At 73.0% G+C, this 1,677-nt stretch carries 1 protein-coding gene and 1 pseudogene; both read left to right on the forward strand.

From position 1 onward, the window contains the following. Positions 1-1,089: DUF5915 domain-containing protein (locus D455_RS0121225; RefSeq protein WP_017572698.1), on the forward strand; the 1,089-nt coding region annotated here is incomplete at its 5' end. Positions 1,090-1,151: 62 nt separating this feature from the next. Next, positions 1,152-1,268, forward strand: a pseudogene (locus D455_RS36275) (IS982 family transposase); the annotation flags it as partial. Positions 1,269-1,677 lie beyond the last annotated feature (409 nt).

Here is a 1,677-nt window from a genome sequence, read left to right on the forward strand (position 1 = left end):
CGGTGGCTGCTGTCGGAGCTCAACGAGGTCGTCCGGGACGTCACCCAGGCGATGGACTCCTTCGACACCGCGACGGCCGGACGCCGCCTGACCGCGTTCGTGGACGACGTGTCCAACTGGTACGTGCGCCGCTCCCGCCGCCGGTTCTGGGGCGGGGCCGACACCCCGGAGGGCGCGGCGGCGTTCGCGACGCTCTTCGAGGCTCTGGAGACCGTCACCCTGCTGATGGCGCCGATCGTGCCGTTCCTGACCGACCACGTGTGGTCGGCGCTGCGCCGCCCGGGTGCGCCGGACTCGGTGCACCTGGCCTCCTGGCCCGAGGTGCGCGAGGACCTGATCGACCCGGAGCTGTCGCGGAACATGGCGCTGACCCGCCGCCTGGTGGAGTTGGGCCGCTCGGCCCGCGTGGACTCGGCCGTGCGCACCCGTCAGCCGCTGGCCCGCGCCCTGGTGGGCGCCCCGGGCTTCGCGGACCTCCCGGAGCAGCTGCGCGGCCAGATCGCGGAGGAGCTGAACGTGGCCTCGCTCGAATCACTGTCCTCGGTGGGCGGCGATCTGGTCGACTACATCGTGAAGCCGAACTTCCGGGCACTGGGCAAGCGGTTCGCCAAGCGCACCCCGCTGGTGGCCAAGGCCGTCCAGGCGGCCGACCCGGCCGCCCTGGTGCGGCAGGTGCGCGACACGGGCTGGACCCGGGTGGAGGTCGAGGACGAGCCGGTCGAGGTCAGCGCCGACGAGCTGCTGGTGACCGAGCAGCCCCGCGAGGGCTGGGCGGTGGCCTCGGAGTCCGGCGAGACCGTCGCCCTGGACCTGGAGCTCACACCGGAGCTGCGCCGCGCCGGTCTGGCCCGCGAGATGGTCCGGATGCTCCAGGACGCGCGCAAGAGGAGCGGGCTGGAGGTGTCGGACCGCATCGAGGTGTGGTGGTCGGCCACGGACGAGGCCACCGAGCTGGCGCTCGCCGAACACGGTCAGGCGATCGCCGCCGAGGTGCTGGCCGACGTGTTCGTCGCCGGTGACCCGGGCAGGGACCTGCACACCGCCTCCTCGGAGGAGTTCGGCGTGACCTTCGGGTTCCGCAAGGCCTAGATCGTTGACGGGGGTTTCCTGAAACCCCTGCGGACACGGCGAAGGGCGTCGAGGACCAGAGTGTGACCAATGACCTTGACGCCCTTATGACCGCACTCTACGACCATCTGGGCGGCCACGTCCTGCCTTCACGAGAACAATCCCGCGGGCGCGGCCCGAAAAGGCTGCTCACCGACGCGGCCGTTTCCCCGGCGGCCCGGCCGTCGGGGACGTTCGGGCGCCCGCGGGTTTTCCGGAGGCGCCCGAACGTGCGGTGGACGAGTCCGTGCCTCCTCGAACCCGTTTCCGTCCTGGGACCCCGAACGGGGAAAGCAGGCGCGCGGCATCGGGGTGGCGGCCCGCCTCGGCGCGAAGCGCCGCCGGCGGTCAGCGGGTGGGCACGGCGGACACGCTCCCCCAGCAGACACGCGAACGGGCGCCGCTCCCAGGAGCGGCGCCCGTTCTCCGTCTTCGTCAGTGCTCCCGACCGGAGTCCCTCACCGTGTCGGAGGCCTGCTCGGGGGCGTCCTCCACCGAGGTGAGCACGGCGGTGGTCTCGGGGTCCGCCTCCTCGGCGGTGCCGTCGTCCGCCGTGCCCGCGGCGGGTCC

It is taken from the genome of Nocardiopsis halotolerans DSM 44410 (assembly GCF_000341065.1).
In the GTDB taxonomy this organism is placed as follows: domain Bacteria; phylum Actinomycetota; class Actinomycetes; order Streptosporangiales; family Streptosporangiaceae; genus Nocardiopsis; species Nocardiopsis halotolerans.